This window comes from Actinacidiphila bryophytorum, from assembly GCF_016916835.1.
Lineage (GTDB): Bacteria > Actinomycetota > Actinomycetes > Streptomycetales > Streptomycetaceae > Actinacidiphila > Actinacidiphila bryophytorum.
On the sequence record NZ_JAFFIX010000012.1, the window covers coordinates 111826 to 131884 of the forward strand.

Below are 20059 nucleotides of genomic sequence, written 5' to 3' on the forward strand. Positions count from 1 at the left end.
AGGGCGCGAGGAGGAAGACCGAACAACAAAAGCGAGGGCTGACGAGCGAGCGGCCGGAGTGGCCGACCGAGGCACGAGGCCGTCCGCGCAGGCCGCGAGGAGGAAGACCGAACAACAAAAGCGAGGGCTGACGAGCAAGCACCCCGACTGGCCGGCCGAGGCACGAGGCCGTCCGCGCAGGCCGCGAGGAGGAAGACCGAACAAGCAAGAAGCGAAGGATGAGGAGGACGTGGACGAGGAACCCCGGAGTGGTCAACCGCCCGCCCAGGAGGGGGACTTCGATGGGCTGGAGCGCAGCCTCGGGCGGTTGCTCGACGGGCCGGGTGGGGCTTCCGCCGCGGATCTGGCTGATCTGCTGTGGGTGGCGCGGTTCGCCGGGCGGAGTCTGGCCCCGCAGGCACCCGACGGTGCCGCCGAGCCCGCCGGGCCGCCTGCGGAGCCTGAGCCGCCGCAGGCGGCAGCCCCCGGCCTCGTGGGCGACCCCGCCCGCGAGGCCCCGGCCCCGGTGGTGCCGCCCGCCGGCGGCGACGGGCCGGTCGGCGTACCGCTGCACGCCGTGTCCGCCGCGGCCCAGGGCGAGCCGGACCCCGTCGGGTCCCGCCTCGGCGGCACGCCGAAGAGCACCCCCGCCAGGGTCGTTCCCGTGCCCCGGGAGGGCGCGCTGCACGACCGGCTGGCGATCTCGCGCGCCCTGCGCCCACTGCGGCGGCGGGTCGGTGCGCCGGGGCCGCTCCGGCTCGACGAGGAGGCGACGGCCCGGGCGTCCGGCGAGGCGTCGCTGCTGTCGCCCGCGTGGCTGCCGCACACCGAGAGCCTGTTCTCGGTGGACCTCGTGGTGGACTCGGGACCGTCGATGGCAGTGTGGCAGCAGCTCGCCGCCGAGATGCACAGCCTGCTGGGCCAGAGCGCCTTCCGGATGACCCGCGTGTGGTCGCTGGACTCCGCAACCCAAGTGCCGCGCCTGGCAGCCTTCCCGCGCATGCCGCGGGCAGGGGCGCGGACCTTCTCCCTCGACCAGCTGCGGGACCCCTCGGGCCGCCGCATCGTGCTGCTGCTCACCGACGGCGTCGGGCCGCTGTGGCGGAACGCGGCGCTGCACGCGGCGATCACCCGGTGGTCGCGGGCTCAGCCGGTGGCCGTGCTCCAGGTCCTGCCGCAACGCTTATGGCACCGCACCGCCTTGGTGCCCTCCCGGGTGCTGGCCCGGCCGCCGGCGGCGGGCCGCACGGTGCCGCGCTTCCGCCAGGAGACCCTGTCCGGCGGGGCGGGCGGCCCGCGCCACGGCGGCTGGGTGCCGATGCTGGAGCTGCGGGCCGACTGGATCGCGCCCTGGGCGGGCCTGCTCGCGGGCACCGCACCCGGCTGGACACCGCTGCTCGCCTTTCCCACCGGCGGCGAGCTGCCCGCACTCGCGGCAGCGGCGCCCGGCCCGGCGGCCGGGCACGCGCCCGCGGCAGCGGACCTGGTCGAGCGCTTCCGGGGCGAGGCGTCCCCGGAGGCGTTCGAGCTCGCGGGATACCTCTCGGCGGTGCCCCTCGTCCTCCCGGTGATCCGCCTCGTCCAGCGGGTCATGCTCCCGGCGTCGACGGGGGCGCACCTCGCGGAGTTCTTCCTGTCAGGGCTGCTCCTGGAGGAGCAGCAGGACCCGCACCCGCCGGCGTACGAGAGCGCGCACGGCCGGGCGCGGGCCGGTGTGCACGACGACCTGCGGATGTACGACCTGCTCCCGGGGGTGCGCGACGCGCTGATGGGCACCCTCACCCGGCGGGAGACGCTGCGCGTCCTCGACGTACTCGGCCGGGTGTCGGGGCGGGTCGCGGAGCGCTTCGGCGGGAGCCTCAATTTCCGGGCGCTCGTCCCGGCGGCTGATGCGCAGGGCGACTGGCGGCTGCCCGAGGGCAGCCTGCCCTTCGCCCGGATCGCCGCCACCGCGCTGGCCGGGCTCGGCGGCGAGTACCGCCGGATGGCCGCGGCCCTCACGGCGGGCCTGGCGCGGGAGGGTACGGCGGCCGGCCCCGTGTCGTCCACGCCCGCCGTCCCGCAGCCGCCCCTGCCTCCGCCGGTCTCCGTTCGCCAACTGCCCACCGTTCAGGGCCGCGTCCTCAGCCAGCCGATGATGTTCGTCGGCCTGGGCGGTACGGGCGTCGCCATCGGAGCGGAGGTGGAGCGTCGGCTGCGCGACGAGCTGTGCGGCCCCGACGGCCGCGCCCTGTCAGGGTCGCGGGGCCGACTGCCGTACCAGCTGCCGGACTGCGTCCAGTTCGTCTACGCGGACCTGGACCAGGGCAGCCTGGCCGACTTGCCGCTGGTCACCCCGGGCACGGTGCCGCGGGGGGCGTACGCCTCCACGTCCCGGATCAGCCCGGACAGCTTTCCCGAGGACTCCGACTCGTCGGACACCACTCGCCGGCTCCGGCGGCTGCCTGACGCGGACCTCCGCTGGCTGCCTCCCGCCGACGACGAACCGAGGGTGCTGCCGCTGACCCGCGGTTCCGGACAGCTTCCCACCGTGGCGCGGGCGTCGCTCTTCTCGACCATGCAGCAGAGCCCGACGGCCGTCGCTGAGGCGCTCGGCGCCGCCGTGGACGCGATCGCACGCTCGGCAGCCGAGTTGCGGGAGATCGGCGGCGGGCACATCACCGGGTGCGACGTCTTCGTCGCGTTCTCCGTCGCGGGCGGCACGGGCGCCGGGCTCTTCGTGGACTACCTGCACCTGATCGGCGAGGAGTTCGCGAAGCGCCGGTTCCCCGGTCTGCGCATCCACCCGCTGGTGGTCATGCCGTCCGCCTTCCCGCCGCAGGCGGGCGGCGGGCGCGAAGCAGAACTCAACGGCGCCCGCGCCCTGCTGGACCTGGCCGACCTGGTCGACTGGCAGAACGCCCCCGCGTCCGACGACCTCGACGACGACCCCGAGCAGCTCACCATCCGCCACCCCGGAGGGCACCCGCTCCGTATGCGGGTCGGCACCATGCCCACCGCCTTCCTGCTCGGCCGCCCGCCCGGCGGCACGAGTGCCGACGTACGCCGCTCGGCGGTCTCGCTGGTCATGTCACTGATCGGCGGGGAGGCACCCGACGACGCGTACGACACGTGGCGGACCTTCGCGGACTCCTTCCTCGACAACGGCGTACGGCACGCCGCTCCGTCGCCGTCGGGCCTGGGCCGGCGCGGCCTGACCACCAGCGTGTCGGCGTCGTTGAGCATCCCCGTGGAGGCGCTGGCCGACCTGATGACCGAGCGGCTGATGGGTGAGGCGTTCAGAGAACTCTCGACGCCATCAGCGGAGTCGACGCCTGCGCTCGTACGGCGGTTGATCGCCGACAGCGGCCTGGACCGGCTGCGGGAGGCACCGGTTCCCCCGGTCCGGCGGCCCGCCGAAGTTCGTGGAACGGCAGCCGTCGTGCAGGCACTGCGCGACCGGGAGGACGAGATGCGGGAGCGGCTGAGCCTTCTGGCCGACTCCGTCGGCCGCGAAGTCCCGGAGCTGGCCGACCGGTTCGATCCGCGCCTGGCCGTCGCCCTGCTGCTGGAGCGTACCGATCCCTTCTCCGCCCTGGCGGCGTTCGGCAACTTTCCCGAGCGCGGGGTGTCCCTGGCAGAGGGCACGTTCCTGGGCTGGCTGGTCCGATCGTCGCTCGAACGCAACCCACCCCGGCACCTCCCCGACGAGGCTCCGACGATTCCCGCGATGCGCGGCCGGCTCGCGGGTGCCGTCCGGGTGCGCTGGACCGACCCCGAGGTGCGGGCGCTGCTCAGGGCGCAGGACGAGTGGTACGTCCGGCGCGGTCGCGAGATCTGGTGGGAGGAGTGGGCAGGGCAAGGCCGACGGTGGTTGCTGAAGGCGCAGACCGCAGCGGCCGACCTCGGCCGGCTCGTGGCGCCTCTGCGCGATCGCGCCGAGACGTCGAACGTGGAGGTCTACCGGCGGATTGCGGCGCTGTACCAGGATCAGGCCACGGCCCATGTCCGCCTCCTGCCACCGCAGGAACGCCTCGACAGCTTCTTCGCCGACCTGCTGGAGTCGCTGGCCGAACATGAGGGCTTGACGACGGGGCCGGACGGGAGGGTACGGCCGGTGCTGAGTGGCCTGCTCGCCGGCGGCTGGCGGGAAGCACTTCGCGCCAACCGTCAGCATCCCGACGCGGCGGTTGCGGAAGCCAGAGCGGCGCTGCGCTCCACGGTCGACAGCCACCTGCTGCGGAGCGACCTGGGGCCGGTGCTGCCGCCGATGAGCCGCATCCTGGCCGCAGCGGCAGGCGACAACGAGGCCCGCGCGGACGTCAGCGAGGAGTGTCTCGGCGCCTTCACCCACCAGGTCGCCGGCTTGCTCGCCCCGGGGTACGTCGCCGAGGGCAACGGACCGCTGCGGATCATCGTCACCTACCCCGGCAGGATGAGCCGCGCGGCGGAGGACTATCTGCTCAGAGCACTAACGCTCCCGCGCACCGGCGACGCGCCCGTCGTCCAGTTCGTCAGCGGCCATGAGGACACGCTGAGCGTCGTGATGGTCCGCAGCGGGATGGGGATCACCCAGGTGCCCGAGGCCCGTGACCTGCTGCGGCTGTGGACGAGCGCGCAGTATTCGCCCCAGCCCAGCGACGTCCTGCCCTGGCGGCAACGGCTCGGCTACCGCGACGGCTGGCTGCTGGGCTCCGAGCACGACCGGCGCAGGGTCCTGCACCGGATCCTGGTCAGCCTGTGGAACGGCATCGGTGTGGACGCCCGCGGCCACTCCCCGCGGCGGGTCCGTATCCCCCTCGGCCCCGAGTCGGAGGCCGGCGTTCGCCGGGCCGACACGAGAGCGGCCCTGACGCTGTCCCTCCCCGACTCCCCGGCCGGTCTGTCCACCTGGCCCGGAGTGCTGGGCGCCTACGAGCGGTGGGCCATCACCGAGGACCCGCAGCTCACCGAGCCGTACGCGGAAGCGCTGATGTCGGCCGTACCGGCGGGCGGCCAGACGATCCGGCCGCCCGACTGGGAGTTCGTACGCCTCGTCACGGAAATCGCCCCCCGGCAGACCGCCCTCCTGGAGCAGATGCGCGAGGCCCCCGGTGGCGCGGAGGACCCCACGCTGGCACGCCACTGGGAGTTCTGGACCTCGCTCCTCCCGGCCGCCATGCGCCTGCCCTGCCCCGGCGTACGCGGCGAGCCCACCCTGGACCACCTGCTGTCCTCGATCCGCTGACGGCCCCGGCCGCCGTCACTGTCGACGCAGCCGCCGAGCCACCGTCGGAATCACGATCGCCGCCCCGCCCGTACCCGGCTGGACGGCGCCCTGGTCCCGCTGGCCGAGCAGGACCGTGCGCTGTGGAACCGCGTCTCGGTCACCGAGGGGGTGGCGCTGCTCTCCGGGACGCTGTCCAAGGGCCGGGTCGGCCCGTACCAGTTGAAGGCGGCGATCGCCGCGGTGCACGACGAGGCACCGGCGATGGACGCCACCGACTGGCCGCAGATCCTGGGCCTGTACGACCTGTTGGCCCAGGCCGAGCCGAACCCGGTGACCGACCTGAACCGGGCCGTCGCCGTCGCGATGGTCCACGGCCCGCAGGCGGGCCTGGCAGCGGTCGCCGCACTGGCCCGCAACCCGCGCCTGACGCGCAACCACCGGCTCCTGGCCACCCGGGCGCATCTCAAGGACCTGGCCGGCGACCACCCCGGCGCCGCCGCCGACTACCGCCGGGCGGCCCTGCTGACCGCCAGCGCACCGGAGCGCCGCTGTCTCACCGCCCGCGCGGCCGAGGCGGAGTCGCGCCCGGCGGCCGGGTGACGGCGGCCACCGACGGTCACTGGGCCGGGGGTTCCGGGCGGACCAGAGCGTTCTGGTAGGCGATCACCACGAGTTGGGCGCGGTCGCGGGCACCGACCTTGGTCATGGCGCGCTGGATGTGGGTGCGGACGGTCAGGACGCTCAGGACGAGTTCCGCGGCGATCTCCTCGTTGGACTTGCCATGGGCCGCGAGGACGGTGACCTCCCGTTCGCGCGGGGTCAGGTCGGCGAGGCGTTCCGGCGGGGCGAGGGGCGTACCGGAGGCGGGGGTGGTGAGGAAGCGGGTGATCAGGGCCTGGGTGGCGCCCGGGGAGAGCAGGGCTTCGCCTGCTGCGACGGTGCGGATGCCGTCGAGCAGCGCGTCGGTGGTGACGTACTTGCCGAGGAAGCCGCTGGCGCCGACCTGGAGGGCCTGCGCGACGTACTCCTCGGTCTCGAACATGGTCAGGATGAGGACGCGGGTGCCGGCCAGTCCGGGGTCGGCGCAGATCTCGGCGGTGGCGGCGAGGCCGTCGGAGCCGGGCATGCGGATGTCCATGAGGACGATGTCGGGGCGGTGGGCGCGGGCGGCTTCCACGGCCTGCCGGCCGTCCGCGGCCTCGCCGACGACCTCCATGTCCTCGCACGAGTCGATCAGCAGCCGGAAGGTGCCGCGCAGCAGGGCCTGGTCGTCGGCGAGCAGGACGCGGATGGTCAAGGGGTGTCCTCGGGTCGTGGTCCGGCCGGTGCGTCCGCCGGGGTGCGGGGCCGGAAGGGGAGGGCGGCGGCGACTTCGAAGCCGCCGCCGGGCCGGGGGCCGGCCCGCAGGTCGCCGCCGACGGAGTGGGCGCGTTCGCGCATGCCCATCAGACCGTATCCGCCGCCGGGCACGGGCGGGGGCGTCCCGCCTGATGGTGTGCCGTCGTTGGCGACGGTGACGGTCAACTGCGAGCTGTCGTAGCGCAGGCGTACGCGGGCCGTGTGGTCGGGCGCGTGTTTCGTGGCGTTGGTCAGGGCCTCCTGGATGATCCGGTACGCCGTCAGGTCCACGCCGGGGGACAGCGGCTGGGGCTCCCCCTCGGTGCTGACGGTGACGGTCAGGCCCGCCGACTCGCAGGCCGCGACCAGGGTGGGGAGGCGGTCGAGGCCCGGGGTGGGCTCCAGCGGGTCGGCGTCGGGGCCCGCGCTGTGCCGCAGTACGCCGACGGTGGCGCGCAGTTCCAGCAGCGCGGACGAGGTGGTGCCGACCAGGTCGGCGAGGATCTTGCGGGTCTGCTCCGGGTGGGCGTCCGCGAGGTGGGCGGCGGTGCCGGCCTGGGCGTGGGCGACGGCCATGTGGTGGGCGACGGCGTCGTGGAGTTCGCGGGCGATCCGCATCCGCTCCTCGGCGACGCGCAGCCTGGCCTCCTCCTCACGGGTGCGTTCCGCGTGCGCGGCGCGGGCCTTGACCGACTCGATGTAAGCCCGCCGGAAGCGGCTCATCCCGCCGAGTGACACCGGGAGCAGCAGCCACAGGACCGTACCGGCGGTCCGCAGCAGGAAGTCGTCGCCGAGCGGTGCGCCGGCCAGCGAGGTGGCCACCAGCACGGCCACGGTGGCCGCGGCCCCGACGCCGGTGGTCCGCGAGTCGGTGAGCGCGGCCAGCCAGTACAGCGCGGCCATGACGGGGGCCAGCAGCAGGGGGCTGGGCAGGTAGCCCATGGCGGTCAGCGCGGCCGCCGCCGCGGTGGTGACCGCGAGGGTGGCCCGCGGGCGGGTGCGGGCGGCCGGGACGGCGGCGCAGGAGACGACGATGATCCAGGCGGGCCACAGGGTGCGCGGCGGCGCGGACTCCGAGGTGCTGATCTGCGCCCCGAAGAGCGCGCAGACGCACACCGCCACCGCCGTCGCCACGCCGGCGGCACGGGTGTGGCGTTCCGCGTACCGTTCGAGGTTGCTGGTCATGGGGCTCTCCGTGAGGGGGCGTGCCGACGTCCATGGTCGCCGACGACGCCGGGGACGGGGGCGAAGGACGGGCGCGATCGGGCGCGGACCGGCGCCGGCAGGTGCGGTTGGTCACCGGCGGGCGCGAGGACCGCCCGGGCACGTGCCCGGGCGGTCCTGTCGTCGGCGCGGGTCAGACGCGTGCCTCGATCTGCCCGTCCGGGTCGAGGTCCGGGCTCGCGGGCCGTGCCTGGCCCAGGGCCCGGCCTTCGACGTCGACGTGCGGCAGGACGCGGTCCAGCCACCGCGGCAGCCGCCAGGCCCGCTCGCCGAGCAGCGCCAGGACGGCGGGCACGATCGCCATGCGCACCACGAAGGCGTCCAGGAACACCGAGGCGGCCAGGCCGACGCCGAGCATCTTGATCAGCGAACCCTCCTCACCGATGAAGCCGGAGAAGACGGCGACCATGATGAGCGCGGCGGCCGTCACCACCCGGGCGCTGTGCCGGAAGCCGGACACGACCGCCTGTCCGGCGCCCTCCCCGTGGGTGTGGGCCTCGCGCATCCGGGAGACGAGGAAGACCTCGTAGTCCATGGCCAGCCCGAAGACGATGCCCATCATGAAGATCGGCATCAGGCTCATGATCGGCCCGGTCTGCTCCACCCCGAGCAGGCCCGCCGCGTGCCCCTGCTGGAAGACCAGCACCAGCACGCCGAGTGCCGCCAGCACCGACAGGACGAAGCCCAGGGCGGCCTTGACCGGTACCAGCACGGACCGGAAGACCACCAGCAGCAGCACCACCGCGAGGCCGCCGACGACCGCCAGGTAGGGCACGAGTGCGGACTGCACCTTGGCGGCGACGTCGATGTTCAGCGCGGTCGTGCCGGTGACCTCGAAGGTCGCGGACGCCTGCCGCTCCACCGCGGGGCGGTCGTGGCGGATCGTCTCGACCAGGTCCTTGGTCCTGGCGTCCGTGGGGCTGGTCGAGGGGGTGGCGCGGAAGACGGCGGTGCCGCCCGCCTTGTCGAAGCGGGCCTGCGAGACGGACACGATGCCGTCGGTGCCCGCGATGCGGTCGCTGACCGTACGCACCGCCGCGTGCGGGTCGGCGGCTCCCGTGGCGTCCACGACGATGGTCAGCGGGCCGTTGAAGCCGGGGCCGAAGCCGTCGGCGAGCGCGTCGTAGGCGCGGCGCTCGCTGGTGGCGGTGGACTTGGCCTCGTCGCCGGGCATGCCCAGCTGCAGCGAGGCCGCAGGCAGGGCCAGCGCGCCCAGGCCCAGCACGCCGACGACCAGGACGGCCACCGGGCGGCGCAGGACGAAGCGCGCCCAGCGGGCGCCGAGGTTGCCGCGCCCGGCCGGCCCGGCAGGTACGGGGAGCAGGACCGGGGCGGCACCCCGGCTCCTGCGCGCGGCCTTGCGGGCCTTGCGGGCCTTGCGGGCCTTGCGGGCCAGCACCGCGTCCGGCCAGAAGCCGAGCAGCGCGGGCACCACGGTGAGGGCGACGAGTACGGCGACCGCGACGGCTCCCGCCGCGGCCAGGCCCATCTTCGTCAGCGTCGGGATACCGACCACGGACAGTCCGCCGAGGGCGATCACCACGGTGACCCCGGCGAAGACCACCGCGGACCCCGCGGTGCCGACCGCCACCCCTGCCGCGTCCTGCGGCGCACGGCCGCGCCCGCGCTCCTCCCGGTAGCGGGAGACGACGAAGAGGGCGTAGTCGATGCCGACCGCCAGGCCCAGCATCATCCCGAGGGTGAGCGTGTCGGAGGACAGGCCCAGCGGGCCGGCGAGCAGCAGGATGCCGCTCAGGCTCACCGCGACGCCGACGACCGCGGTCAGCAGCGGCAGGCCGGCCGCGGCCAGCGAACCGAAGGTGACCAGCAGCACGAAGGCCGCCGCCGACAGGCCGACGATCTCGGCGGCCCCGCCGGGTCCGCCGTCGCTGTCCATCGCGGAGCCGCCGGTCTCCACGGTCAGCCCGGCCGCCCGCGCCTGGTCCGCCGCCTTGTCCACCGCGGCCCGGCCGGCGTCGCCGACCTCGGAGGACTCCACCTTGTAGGTGACGGTCGCATACGCCGTCGAGCCGTCGTCGCTGACGGCCTTCGACGTGAACGGGTCCGTCACGCCCGCCACCTGCGGGCCGCGGCCGAGCGAGCCCACCGCGTCCTCGACGGCGGCGTGCAGATGGCCCGCGGTCACCTTCTGGCCGCCGGGGGCGACGAAGACGACCCGGGCGGTGGCGCCGTCCGCGGCCTCGCCGGGGAAGCGCTGCTCCATGAGATCGAACGCCTTCTGCGACTCGATCCCCGGCATCGAGAACTCCTCGTCCGATGCCCCGGGCGCCCCCGCGGCGCCCACGGCGAGCGCGGCCAGCACCCCCAACCACACCAACACCACCCAGCGGCGGCGCAGGAAAGCGCCGCGGCCGAGCCGATACAGAAAAGTCGCCACGTCAGGGTCTCCCTCTCCACAAGCGATGACCGCTCAAGGCTCGCCGGGGGGCACCCCTGCCGTCGTCATGCGGCTGCGGACACTGCGGCCTACCGGAACCGCAGGTCACCCCTACCGGAATCGCAGTACCCGGCGCTTCTCGGGGCCTGCGGAGAGCGGCCCGTCAGCGGCCCAGTGCGCCTTCCGGGTCCTCGGCGACGGCGCTCAGTGCGGGCAGGTCCCTGATGATCAGGCTGCGGTAACCGGTGCTGATCAGCCCCAGCTCCCGCAGCCGCTTCATCGCGCGCTCCAGGGTCGGCACCGTGGTGCTGACGATCGCCGCCGGCTCGGGCTGGGTGACCAGGCCCTCGACCCTGATGCCCGCGGCCTCGGGGCGCCCGTGGCCCTCGGCAAGCTCGCACAGCACCGCCGCCGGCCGCGACGGCGGGCAGTGGCTGCGCCGCCCGCAGGTCGTCGTCTACCGCCACCACGCGGGCGCCTGACGCGCCGCCGGCACCGCCCCAGGACCGCCGCCGGAGCCGTTGTCAGACCCCGCGCCTACCGTCGGGAGGAAAGCACGGTGAAAGAGGTGGGGGCATGGGATTCTCCGGGACGCTGGTCTTCTGCCGCAGCGAGCGGCCACTGGCGCAGGCGCCGGTCTTCGGCGGGCTGCCACAGGAGGTCAGGGACGAGACGGCCGGGCACGGCGAGTGGCGGCCGCGGGCCGGCGGCTGGCGGACGGCGCAGGTCGGCGGCGACTGGTGGGACGAGGCGATGCTGCGCGACCTGGTCCGGTGGTCGGGGGCGCCGGCCTGCCTCGGCTTCGTCTTCGACAGCGACGTCGTCTACGTCGTCGGACTGTCCCCGAGCGGACGGGAGTGGTCGGTGACGCTCAATCCGAAGGCGGCCGCCGCGCTGCAGGTCGACCCGCCGGCGGGCACGGCCGACGCGCTGGGGTGGTTCGCCTCGCCGCAGGGCAGGGAGGCCGTCGCCCGCAGGCTCGCCACCTTCGAGGCGGAGGTGCCCGAGGCGGCGCGGGATGTGCTCGCCTGGGCCGCCGAGGCCGGTTTCGGCGCGGGCGTGGAGGTGGCCGCGGTCGAACGGATGCTGCGGTCGGAGCCGGAGGTCTTCGCGGAGGAGCTGTTCGCGGACCTGGTCGACGTCCTCGGCTTCCCCGCGGTGCAGGCCGCCTGAGCGGCGGGGGCGGACCCGGCTCGCGGGGTCAGGGGGCGGGGGCGCCGGGCGGGGCGGAGCGCTGCTGGCGGCTGCCGATGCGCTGCCAGACAGCGCGCTGGAAGCGCAGGGTGAAGACGCCGACAACGATGAGCACGACGATGTTCACCAGCAGCTGGATGAGGGATCCGCGGGCCTCGCGCCAGCTGAAGAAGGCGCAGGAGACCCCGATGTCGGCGGCGGCCGGGATGGTCGTGACCGAGATGAAGACGCCGAGCAGGGCACTGGTGCGCGACTCGGTCAGCGACACGATGCCGACCACGCCGGCCAGGACCGCGACGACGACGGAGTAGACGTTGGGGGTGTTGATCAGGTCGGAGACCGGTCTCAGGCCCCGGTCGAAGGCCTTGGGCTGCAGGTCGAGGCCGCGGATGACCAGGGAGAAGAGGAAGGTGACCAGGACGGCCAGGGTGAATCCCACGGTCAGCGCCGACAGGCCGGCCCGGATCCTGGCGGGGTGGCCGCGGTCCAGGCCGAGCGCGATGCTGGTGATCGCGCCGTACTCGGGGCCGACCACCATCGCCGCCACGATCAGGATCTGCGAGTTGGTGAGGATGCCGACGGAGCCGATGAGGCTGGCGACGGTCAGGTAGACGTAGAAGCGCGGCAGGTAGGTGCCCTCGGCGCGGATGCGCGACTCGACCTCCTCCCAGACCGGCGCGTGGGCCATGGCGCCGAGCTGCCGCACCTCGGCTTCCGCCGCGGCGCCGGAGAAGGCCATGTCGACCGGTTCCACGGCGACCGAGCCACGCCGGTCGAGGTCCAGGTCGTGCAGGCCGCGCAGCAGGCCGTTGGCGGCGCCGGTCAGCACGTCGCACTCGACCGCGTCGCCTTCCGGGTGGCTGGCCCGTCCCGGGTGGACGACCAGGTTGAAGACGTAGCGGTCGGCGTGCAGCAGCTCCAGCACACATCCGGTGAGGTCGGGCGGGCTCACCAGCCGCACGTGCATCATCCGCATGGGCGTCCTTCCGCCGTCGGCCCGCGACCCGCGCCGCCGCCGCAACCTGTCCCTCCATGTGTGACCGGACGGCCCGCTCCGGTAACACGCCGGGGGCTCGGCTGCCGTGTGGCGGCCTCGATGGGTGCCGTCCGATAGTGGGGTGCGGGGGGCTGGCACGAGCCCGGAGGAGCCATGGACCGCTATCCCCCCATCGCCGAGCACGGTCTCGTGGGCGACCTGCAGTGTGCGGCGCTGGTGTCGTCGCAGGGCGTCGTGGACTGGTTCGCGGCGCCCCGCTTCGACTCGCCGAGCATCTTCGCGGCCTTGTTGGACCACGACCGCGGCGGCTGCTTCCGGCCGGCGGCCGAGCACCCCGACGTGGTGTGCAAGCAGCTCTACCTGCCGGACACCGCGGTGCTGGTGACCCGGTTCATGTCGCCGGACGGCGTCGGCGAGGTGCTGGACTTCATGCCGCCGGACCGCGGCGGTGCCGCGACCGGCCGGCACACGCTCGTCCGGGTGGTGCGGGCGGTGCGCGGCAGCGTCGGGTTCACCCTGCGGTGCCGCCCGCGCTTCGACTACGGCCTGGCCGGCCACCGGGTGGAGGCCGAGGGCAGCCGGGCGGCCTTCCACGCCCCGGGCGTGGACGCGCACCTGGGGGCCACCTTCCCGCTGGAGGCCGACGGCGACGACGTACGCGGCACGCTGCGGCTCAAGGCGGGCGAGACGGGCTGCGCAGCGTTCACGGTGTGCGAGCCCGGCGGTGAGGCCCCGCCGGCGCCGACCGTCGGGTCGGCGGAGGAGGCGCTGGCGAAGGTCACGAAGTTCTGGCAGAAGTGGCTGCGCCAGTCGCGCTACCGCGGCCGCTGGCCCGAGCTGGTGCACCGCTCGGTGATCACCCTGAAGCTGCTGACGTACGCCCCGACCGGCGCGCTGGTCGCGGCGGCGACGATGGGGCTGCCCGAGCAGGTGGGCGGCGAGCGGAACTGGGACTACCGCTTCACCCGGGTGCGCGACGGCTCCCTGTCGGTGCGGGCGATGCTCGACCTGGGCTTCGTGGAGGAGGCGACGGCCTTCATCCACTGGCTGGTGGACCGGGTCAGAAAGCGCGAGGGCGCGGGCGGCGAGCCGCTGCAGATCATGTACCGGGTGGACGGCAGCCCCGACCTGCCGGAGGAGACCCTGGACCACCTGGAGGGCTATCGCGGCTCCGCGCCGGTGCGCCTCGGCAACGGGGCCGGGGACCAGCTGCAGCTGGACATCTACGGCGAGGCCGTCTACGCCGTGGCGCAGGGCCGGGAGATCGGGCAGCAGGCCACGTACGGCGGACGGCACGCGCTGGCGGAGGTGCTGGACTGGCTGGCCGACAACTGGGACCGCCCGGGCGAGGGCATCTGGGAGACCCGCGGGGGCCGCAAGGACTTCACCTACAGCCGGGTGATGTCCTGGGCGGCCCTCGACCACGGCATGCGGCTGGCGGAGGACTTCCGGCGCCCCGCGAACATGGCCAAGTGGCGCACCGCACGGGACGCGGTCTTCGAGCAGGTCATGGACCGCGGGTGGAGCGAGAAGGAGCAGGCGTTCGTCCAGCACTACGACGGTGACGTCCTGGACGCCTCGCTGCTGCTGATGCCGAGGGTCGGCATGCTTGCGCCCAAGGACCCGATGTGGTTGTCCACGCTGGACGCGATGGACCGCAAGCTGGTGTCCGACAGCCTGGTCTACCGCTATGACCCGGCCGCCTCGCCCGACGGGCTGCGCGGCTCCGAGGGCACCTTCAGCCTGTGCACCTTCCTCTACGTGGACGCGCTCGCCCGGGCCGGGCGGGTGGCGCAGGCCCGCTACACCTTCGAGAAGATGCTCACCTACGCCAACCACGTGGGCCTGTTGGCCGAGGATGTCGGCCCGAGCGGCGAGCAGCTCGGCAACTTCCCGCAGGCCTTCACCCACCTGGCGCTCATCATGGCCGCCACGACCCTGGACGAGGCCCTCGACGCCGAGCAGGGCAGGAGCCGCTGACCATGGCCCCGTCCCGACCGCCCGCGCTGAGTGCGGACGACTTCGCGGCGCTGTACCGGGAGCTGGCCGCCCGCAACGGCTGGGCGGCGGGGGCGCGCGGGGCACTGGCGGCGCTGACCCCGGAAAGGGCCGCGGCAGCGGCCCGCGAGGTGCGGCTGGGCCGCAGCGTCACCCTGGCCGCCCCGGTGCAGACGCAGGCGGCGCCCGACGACCCGGAGCCCGCCCGGCACACGATGGTCGGCCCGGCGGCCGACGGCATGGCGGGCGCGGGCCCCGGACTGCACTTCGCCCGGGACAGCTTCGCGATGACCGTGCACGGCGATGTGGACAGCCACCTCGACGCGCTGTGCCATGTCGTCTACGACGGCACCCTGCACGGCGGTGTGCCCGCGGACCGGGTCACCGCGGGCGGCGCGACCGCGCTGTCCGTCGAGACCGTCGCGGACGGGATCGTGGGCCGCGGTGTCCTGCTGGACATCCCGCGGCTGCGCGGTGTGCCGTGGCTCGACCCGGGCGACGGCGCCACCGCGGACGACCTGCGGGCTGCCGAGCGCGCCCAGCGGACGCGGGTGGGCGCGGGCGACCTGCTGCTGGTCCGGGTGGGGCACCGCAGACGCCGTACCGAGCAGGGTCCCTGGGACGTCTCCCGGGGGCGTGCGGGCCTGCACCCGAGCGCGCTGGAGTTCGTCGCGGAGCGGCGGGTGGCGGTGCTGGGCAGCGACGGCAACAGCGACACCGCCCCGAGCGCCGCCGACGGCGTCGGCTTCCCCGTGCACGTGCTGGCGATCCACGCGATGGGCGTACACCTGCTGGACTGGCTGCAGTTCGAGGCCTGGTCCCGCTGTGCGAGCAGCAGGGGCGCTGGTCCTTCCTGTGCGTGGTCGCGCCGCTGCGGCTGCCCGGCGGCACCGGGTCGCCGGTCAATCCGCTGGCGGTGCTGTGACGCAGCGGGGGCGCGTCCCGGTGGTGGTGGTCATGGGCGTGTCCGGTTCGGGGAAGTCGACGGTGGGGCGGCTGCTCGCGGACCGGCTCGGCGTCCCCTTCGCCGAGGCCGACGACCTCCACCCGGCGGCGAACCGCGCCAAGATGGCCGCCGGCCGCCCGCTCGACGACCGGGACCGCATGCCGTGGCTGCACGCCCTGGCCGACTGGCTGCGGCAGGCCGAGGCCTCCGGCGGCGGGGTGATGGCGTGCTCCGCGCTCAAACGCCACTACCGCGACCTCTTCCGGCGGGCGGCGCCGGACGTGTGGTTCCTGTCGCTGGTGCTGGACGAGGAGACCGCCGACCGCCGTGTCGCGGGCCGCAAGGGCCACTTCATGCCCGCGCGCCTGGTCGGCTCGCAGTACCGCGCCCTCGAACCGCTGGAGCCCGGGGAGCCGGGCCGCACCCTGGACGCAACAGCCGAGCCGCACGCGCTCGCGGACGAGGCGGCCGCCGCGCTGCGGCCGGCGCCAGGGTGAGCCCGCCCCCGGTCGGTCGCCGCCGCGCGGTCGCCGCAGCCCCGGGTTAGCCTGCCCAACGGGTACTCGTGCCCGATCTGCCCCCTGTCACTTTGCTCAGAACGGGACCCGCGGATGGCCGGCGACCAGTCATACGACGTCATCGTGATCGGTACGGGGGCGGGCGGCGGCACCCTCGCCCACCGGCTGGCGCCCAGCGGGAAGCGGGTGCTGATCCTGGAGCGTGGCGACTACCTGCCCAGGGAGCGCGACAACTGGGAGTCCACCGCGGTCTTCGTGCAGGGCAAATACCGGGCGAAGGAGTTCTGGTACGACAAGCACGGCAACAGCTTCCCGCCCGAGGTCAACTACTACGTCGGCGGCAACACGAAGTTCTACGGCGCCGCCCTCTTCCGGCTGCGCCCCGAGGACTTCGGGGAGCTGCGCCACCACGACGGGATCTCCCCCGCCTGGCCGATCCGCTACGAGGACCTGGAGCCGTACTACACGCAAGGAGAGCACCTGTACAAGGTGCACGGGCGGCACGGCGAGGACCCCACGGAAGGCCCGGCGAGCGGCGACTACCCGCACCCGCCGGTGGCGCACGAGCCGCGCATCCAGCAGCTCAGCGACGACCTGGAGCGGCAGGGCCTGCACCCCTTCCACCTGCCGATCGGGGTGGACCTGACCCAGGACGAGAGCGGCGGGGCCGCCCGCGGCAGCGCCTGCATCCGCTGCGACCGGGTAGACGGCTTCCCGTGCCTGCTGGGCGCGAAATCCGACGCGCAGGTGATCTGCGTCGACCCCGCGCTGGAGCACCCCAACGTGACGATGGTGACCAACGCCGACGTCCGCCGCCTGGACACCGACGCGTCGGGGCGTACGGTCACCGGCGTGGTCGCAGAACTGGCCGACGGCTCGACGCAGGTCTTCCGCGCCGACGTGGTCGTCGTCGCCTGCGGCGCGGTGAACTCGGCGGTTCTGCTGCTGCGTTCGGCCAACGACCGGCACCCCGGCGGTCTGGCCAACAGCTCCGGCGTGGTGGGACGCCACTACATGCGGCACAACAACCTGGCGCTGATGGCCGTGTCGAAGGAGCCGAACCCCACGAGGTTCCAGAAGACGCTGGCCCTGCACGACTGGTATCTGGGCGCCGACGACTGGGACTACCCGCTGGGCGGCATCCAGATGCTCGGCAAGTCCGACGCCGACCAGATCCACGGCGAGGCGCCCCGGTGGGCCGGCAAGGTCGCCCCCGACATGCCCTTCGAGGTGATCGCCCACCACGCCGTGGACTTCTGGCTGTGCGGCGAGGACCTGCCGCTGCCGGAGAACCGGGTCACCCTCGACGGGGACGGCGGCATCCACCTGGCGCTCGACGAGAAGAACAACACGGCAGGGCTCAAGCGGCTCCGGCACAAGCTGCAGGGGATGCTCGGGCGCCTGGGCATGCACGAGCACCACCTGCTCTCGCACAGCATCTACCTGCACAAGGGCATGCCGATCGGGGCGACCGCCCACCAGGCCGGCACGGTGCGCTTCGGCACCGACCCGGCGGCCTCGGCCCTCGACGTCGACTGCAAGGCCCACGACCTGGACAACCTCTACGTCGTGGACACGTCGTTCTTCCCCAGCATCGGCGCGGTGAACCCGTCGCTCACCGCGATCGCCAACGCCCTGCGGGTCGCCGACCACATCGCCGAGCGGCTGCGCTGACCCGCCCGCTCACAGGTCGTCCCCCGGCAGCCCCGAGGCAACGGTGTCGGTGTCCGTGAGCGGCTCAAGGGTGCCCTGGGTGTCGAGCCGGTAGACGAGGAAGAGCGCGGGACCCACCAGCACGGCCGCGATGAGCGAGACCAGGCCGAGCCAGCGCAGCGTGTGCGCGGCGCCGGCCCCCTGCGCCACCGTCATCGAGGTCGGCAGCAGATACGGGCGCTGGGCGAAGCCCCAGGCCAGTACGGCCAGGGCGAGCGTGGCGACGGAGGTGTGGCGCTGCCACCGGTGCGCGCGCAGCCACACCAGCAGCACCGTGACCACCCCGGCGAGGCAGGACAGCAGCATCATCAGCAGGCCCAGGCCGTGGGTGAGGCCGTGCCAGACGTGGCGGGCGTCGTGGTGGGTGACCGGTACGGCGACCACGCCGAGGACGACCACCGCGCAGAAGGCGAGCAGCGCGCGCAGCCGGAAGTAGCCGACGAGGTCGTCCGCGCCGAACCGCCGGGCGTCCGCGCCCAGGAAGACCGCGCCGAGGAAGGCCGTCGCCGCGACCGCCAGCAGCCCCGCCAGGATCGACGTGGGGCCTGTCCACACGTGGGCGGACGCGGGGGTGCCCACCGCGACCCGGCCGGAGGCGACGGCGCCGAGCACCGCGCCGAGGAAGAACGGCGTGACCAGGGAGGCGACGGCGAAGACCGCACCGAAGACCCGCCGCCTGGCCAGTCTCTTGCTCGGCTTGCGCAGGGCGAAGCCGGCGCCGCGCAGCACCATCCCGACGGCCGCGAGGACCAGCGGCAGCCACAGGGCGGTGAAGACGGCCTGGAACATCGTCGGGAAGCCGGTCCACATCAGGACCAGGACGAAGATCAGCCAGACGTTGTTGATCTCCCACACGGGCGCCATCGCGTGGTCGATGAGCCAGCGGGGCCGCTGCCCCCGCTCGGCGCCGCCCGCCGCCAGGTCCCAGAACCCGGCCCCGTAGTCGGTGCCGCCGCCGCAGGCGTAGGCGGCGATCACCACGACCAGCACCCAGGCGATGAGGTCGGCCATCATCGGTCACCGCCCGGGTGCCGGTCCGAGGGTCCGGTTCCGGAACCGCCGGCGGGGGCGCCGACGGCCGCGGGGTCGGACTCGCCCCTCGGCCCGTAGGGGGTGTCGACCTCGGGGGCCACCGCGGCGCGCAGGCCCGCGGCCGTCTCGTCGGCGACCCGCCAGCGGGTGCGCATCTTGAGCACGACCGCGAGGAAGGACCAGAACACGGCGACGTAGACGACGATGACGACGCCGAACACCGCCCAGATGCCGCCGGCGCGGGTGTGGGTGACGGCCTCGGAGACCCGCATGTTGCCGTAGACGATCCAGGGCTGCCGGCCGACCTCCGTGGCGATCCACCCGCATTCGACGGTCACCAGGCAGGCCGCGCCGGCGACCGCGGCGCAGCGGTAGAACCAGCGGCCCGGCGGCAGGCCCCGGTGCCGCCACCACACCCACGCGTACCACAGCGCCAGCAGGACCAGCACGCTCCCGATGGTGGCCATGATGTCGAAGGCGAAGTGCACGATGGTCGCCTCAGCGGGTGTGGGGCGGTCGGCCGCGGGCACCGAGGTCAGGCCGGTCACCTTGGTGCTGGGTCTGAACCCGGCCAGGATCGAGTCCAGTTGAGGAATCCTGATCCCGCCGGAGATGGACCCGTCGGAGTTCAGCCGGCCGAAGACGTACTCGGGCACGTGCGTGCTGGTCTTCCAGACGATCTCCATGGCCGCGAACTTCACCGGCTGCTTGTGGAAGACCGAGCGGGCGGCGGAGTCGCCCAGGAAGAACTGCACCGGGCTGAGGACTGCCGCGATGGTGAAGGGGACGGTGAAGCCGAGCCTGTGGTAGCGGTCGCGGCGGCCGCGCAGCCACCCGACCGCGTAGACGCCGGCGACGACGTAGCCCGCGGTCAGGAACATCGCGACCACGAAGTGCCAGTACTCGGGTCCGAACATCGGGGTGAACACGGCCTTCTGCACGTCGACGTCGACGGGCCTGCCCTGCTGGTCGAGGCGGAAGCCCTGCGGGGTGTTCATCCACGAGTTGGCCGCGACGATCCCGAACGCGCCCATCAGCGCGGCCAGCGGCAGCGGCACGGCCAGCCAGAAGTGCGTCCACGGCTTCAACCGGCGCCAGCCGTAGAGGTAGACCGCGATCATCACGGCCTCCAGGAAGAAGGCCCACGCCTCCACCCCGAAGCCGAGGCCGAACACGTCGCCCCAGCGCCCCATCATCCCCGGCCACAGCAGGCCGAACTCGAAGGACAGCACGGTGCCGGTCACCACCCCGATGGCGAACTGCACAGCCATCACCGCCGACCAGCGCCGGGCGAGCTTCAATGCCACCGGATCGCCCCGGCGCAGGCCCCGGTAGTGCATGACCAGGGTGATGAAGGGCAGCGCCACGCCGAAGGGGACCAGCAGGATGTGCGAGGCCAGGGTGAAGGCCATCAGCTCACGCGACGGGAGGAGTTGCGGCGGGGTGCCGGACGCCAGCTGGAGTGCTGAGGTGAGCATGGGTGCCTCGGTGCTCTTCCCCGCACCCCTGCGGGGACTCGGGAGGTCGTGACGGT

The 20059-nt window shown here is 74.0% G+C and carries 14 protein-coding genes and 1 pseudogene; 8 read left to right on the top strand and 7 right to left on the bottom strand.

What is annotated here, in order from left to right; genetic code table 11:
- The first annotated feature begins 229 nt into the window (after positions 1-229).
- Together JT723_RS35830 and JT723_RS19315 are read left to right on the top strand one after the other, a co-directional pair.
- Positions 230-5185, top strand: a complete 4956-nt coding sequence (locus tag JT723_RS35830) for an SAV_2336 N-terminal domain-related protein (protein ID WP_205045932.1) — start codon at positions 230-232, stop codon at positions 5183-5185.
- Between the two features lie 150 nt (positions 5186-5335).
- A complete protein-coding gene (locus tag JT723_RS19315) occupies positions 5336-5767 on the top strand; it encodes an RNA polymerase sigma factor (protein WP_205045933.1) in 432 nt (143 codons plus the stop codon).
- Positions 5768-5783: 16 nt separating this feature from the next.
- Here JT723_RS19315 and JT723_RS19320 read toward each other — a convergent pair whose 3' ends face one another.
- The 4 genes from JT723_RS19320 to JT723_RS19335 all read right to left on the bottom strand — a co-directional run bounded on the left by JT723_RS19320 (position 5784) and on the right by JT723_RS19335 (position 10485).
- Entirely contained in the window at positions 5784-6464 is a 681-nt protein-coding gene (locus tag JT723_RS19320; protein ID WP_205045934.1) for a response regulator transcription factor, read from the bottom strand.
- The gene (locus tag JT723_RS19325) at positions 6461-7690 is read right to left on the bottom strand and encodes a sensor histidine kinase (RefSeq protein ID WP_205045935.1); all 1230 of its coding nucleotides are present in this window, start codon (positions 7688-7690) and stop codon (positions 6461-6463) included. Before JT723_RS19325 ends, JT723_RS19320 begins: the two co-directional genes overlap by 4 nt.
- Before the next feature lie 172 nt (positions 7691-7862).
- Complete coding sequence (locus tag JT723_RS19330) at positions 7863-10127, bottom strand: MMPL family transporter (protein WP_205045936.1); 2265 nt, start codon at positions 10125-10127, stop codon at positions 7863-7865.
- 163 nt (positions 10128-10290) lie between these two features.
- Positions 10291-10485 carry a helix-turn-helix domain-containing protein gene (locus JT723_RS19335; protein WP_251512639.1) on the bottom strand — a complete coding sequence of 65 codons (195 nt, stop codon included), beginning with the start codon at positions 10483-10485 and terminating at the stop codon, positions 10291-10293.
- On the opposite strand from JT723_RS19335, the gene JT723_RS36180 reads away from it, so the two are divergent.
- Positions 10430-10609, top strand: a complete 180-nt coding sequence (locus tag JT723_RS36180; protein WP_251512640.1) for a hypothetical protein — start codon at positions 10430-10432, stop codon at positions 10607-10609. The genes JT723_RS19335 and JT723_RS36180 overlap by 56 nt on opposite strands.
- Before the next feature lie 94 nt (positions 10610-10703).
- A complete protein-coding gene (locus tag JT723_RS19340; RefSeq protein WP_205045938.1) occupies positions 10704-11300 on the top strand; it encodes a hypothetical protein in 597 nt (198 codons plus the stop codon).
- Positions 11301-11328: 28 nt separating this feature from the next.
- Here the strand turns inward: JT723_RS19340 and JT723_RS19345 are convergent, their stop codons facing one another.
- Positions 11329-12297 carry a DUF389 domain-containing protein gene (locus JT723_RS19345; protein WP_205045939.1) on the bottom strand — a complete coding sequence of 323 codons (969 nt, stop codon included), beginning with the start codon at positions 12295-12297 and terminating at the stop codon, positions 11329-11331.
- 174 nt (positions 12298-12471) lie between these two features.
- Between JT723_RS19345 and JT723_RS19350 the strand changes: the two genes are divergently transcribed.
- The 4 genes and pseudogenes from JT723_RS19350 to JT723_RS19365 all read left to right on the top strand — a co-directional run bounded on the left by JT723_RS19350 (position 12472) and on the right by JT723_RS19365 (position 17454).
- A complete protein-coding gene (locus JT723_RS19350) occupies positions 12472-14298 on the top strand; it encodes a glycoside hydrolase family 15 protein (protein ID WP_205045940.1) in 1827 nt (608 codons plus the stop codon).
- 305 nt (positions 14299-14603) lie between these two features.
- Positions 14604-14963 (top strand): annotated as a pseudogene (locus tag JT723_RS36185) (cyclase family protein); the annotation flags it as partial.
- A gap of 310 nt (positions 14964-15273) precedes the next feature.
- Complete coding sequence (locus tag JT723_RS19360) at positions 15274-15759, top strand: gluconokinase (RefSeq protein ID WP_205045941.1); 486 nt, start codon at positions 15274-15276, stop codon at positions 15757-15759.
- A gap of 114 nt (positions 15760-15873) precedes the next feature.
- A complete protein-coding gene (locus tag JT723_RS19365) occupies positions 15874-17454 on the top strand; it encodes a GMC oxidoreductase (protein ID WP_205045942.1) in 1581 nt (526 codons plus the stop codon).
- 9 nt (positions 17455-17463) lie between these two features.
- Here the strand turns inward: JT723_RS19365 and JT723_RS19370 are convergent, their stop codons facing one another.
- Both JT723_RS19370 and JT723_RS19375 read right to left on the bottom strand, forming a co-directional pair.
- Positions 17464-18507 (bottom strand): cytochrome d ubiquinol oxidase subunit II, encoded by a 1044-nt coding sequence (locus tag JT723_RS19370; protein ID WP_205045943.1) that lies wholly within the window; start codon positions 18505-18507, stop codon positions 17464-17466.
- Positions 18504-20003 (bottom strand): cytochrome ubiquinol oxidase subunit I, encoded by a 1500-nt coding sequence (locus JT723_RS19375; RefSeq protein ID WP_205045944.1) that lies wholly within the window; start codon positions 20001-20003, stop codon positions 18504-18506. The genes JT723_RS19370 and JT723_RS19375 overlap by 4 nt, the downstream gene beginning before the upstream one ends.
- Positions 20004-20059: the final 56 nt, after the last annotated feature.

Excerpts from the sequence above, each read along its gene's own strand:
- JT723_RS19325 (WP_205045935.1), bottom strand. The coding sequence starts at position 7,690 with ATGACCAGCAACCTCGAACGGTACGCGGAACGCCACACCCGTGCCGCC.
- JT723_RS19340 (WP_205045938.1), top strand. The coding sequence starts at position 10,704 with ATGGGATTCTCCGGGACGCTGGTCTTCTGCCGCAGCGAGCGGCCACTG.
- JT723_RS19345 (WP_205045939.1), bottom strand. The coding sequence starts at position 12,297 with ATGCGGATGATGCACGTGCGGCTGGTGAGCCCGCCCGACCTCACCGGA.
- JT723_RS19350 (WP_205045940.1), top strand. The coding sequence starts at position 12,472 with ATGGACCGCTATCCCCCCATCGCCGAGCACGGTCTCGTGGGCGACCTG.
- JT723_RS19360 (WP_205045941.1), top strand. The coding sequence starts at position 15,274 with ATGGGCGTGTCCGGTTCGGGGAAGTCGACGGTGGGGCGGCTGCTCGCG.
- JT723_RS19365 (WP_205045942.1), top strand. The coding sequence starts at position 15,874 with ATGGCCGGCGACCAGTCATACGACGTCATCGTGATCGGTACGGGGGCG.
- JT723_RS19370 (WP_205045943.1), bottom strand. The coding sequence starts at position 18,507 with ATGATGGCCGACCTCATCGCCTGGGTGCTGGTCGTGGTGATCGCCGCC.
- JT723_RS19375 (WP_205045944.1), bottom strand. The coding sequence starts at position 20,003 with ATGCTCACCTCAGCACTCCAGCTGGCGTCCGGCACCCCGCCGCAACTC.